The sequence below is a fragment of the Streptomyces sp. NPDC005070 genome (assembly GCF_053600395.1).
In genome coordinates, this window is the sequence record NZ_JBSFZS010000594.1 from 1 (window position 1) to 1,043 (window position 1,043).

1 protein-coding gene and 1 pseudogene are annotated in these 1,043 nt (G+C 68.2%); both read right to left on the reverse strand.

Annotated elements, in window-relative coordinates; translation table 11 throughout:
• A pseudogene (locus tag ACWEBX_RS41430) lies at nt 1-206 on the reverse strand (hypothetical protein); the annotation flags it as partial.
• 158 nt (nt 207-364) lie between these two features.
• On the reverse strand, nt 365-1,012 hold the full coding sequence (locus ACWEBX_RS41435; RefSeq protein WP_451889820.1) for a chitinase: 648 nt from the start codon (nt 1,010-1,012) through the stop codon (nt 365-367).
• Nucleotides 1,013-1,043 lie beyond the last annotated feature (31 nt).

Here is a 1,043-nt window from a genome sequence, read left to right on the forward strand (position 1 = left end):
GGATGGCCCAGGGGCCGGCCGTGCAGCAGATCGCGGGCCGTGCCCAGCGGCAGCGAACGGATTCCCCGCTGCAGCTTCTGGATCACGGGGTCCGCCGCCTCCGACCGCTCGACGCGGGCCAGCCCGGCCAGCCAGCGCGCCGAGACGCCGTCCGACGCCAGAATCGTCCGAGAATCCAGAGAAGTATCCGGATCGTATGTGTTCATACCAAACGACTACCCGGAGCGGGGGCACTCTCGCACCCGCCGCTCGTGTGGCGTGAGGTCTTTCCGAGCAGTGCTGCCGTCGGGGAAACGCCCGGCGGGCCGAAGGCGCGCCGCGGCGGCGACGCACCTTCAGCTCTCCGCGCTCCTGCCTCGGTCTGTCAGCAGTAGACGTTGGCTCCCGGCGTGACGCCGAGGATCGACGTGAACCGCTGGTAGGCGTCGACGCGGCTCTGCACCTGCGCGGGGTTCTTGCCGTCGCATTCGAGCGAGCCGTTGATGCTGCGGATGGTCTGGCCGAAGCCGGCGCTGTTGACCATCGCGTTGTGGGGCGTCATGGTGCCGGGGCCCGACTGCGTGTTCCAGTACCAGAGGCCGGTCTTCCAGGCGACGGCGGCGTCGGTCTGGACGAGGTTGGGGTTGCCCAGCAGGTCGATGCCGAGCGCGTCACCGGCGGCCTTGTAGTTGAAGTTCCAGCTGAGCTGGATCGGCCCGCGTCCGTAGTACGCCGACTGACCGGCCGGGCAGCCGTAGGGCTGGCTCCAGTCGCAGTAGTGCGAGTAGTTGGCGGTGTTCTGCTCCACCACGTAGACGAGACCGCCGGTCTCGTGGTTCACGTTGGCGAGGAACGCCGCGGCTTCCTGCTTCTTGACGGTGTCGCTGCCGCTGTTGGCGAAGCCAGGGAACGAACTCAGGGCGGCCTTGAGGCCGTTGTACGTGTAGAAGGAATTCCGGCTCGGGAACATCTGGTTGAACTGCGGCGCGGTGGACGTCATCCAGCAGACCTTGAGCCACGGAGCGGGCCCCAGCGTCGTCGTGGCCACCACCGAGGCGGGCTCC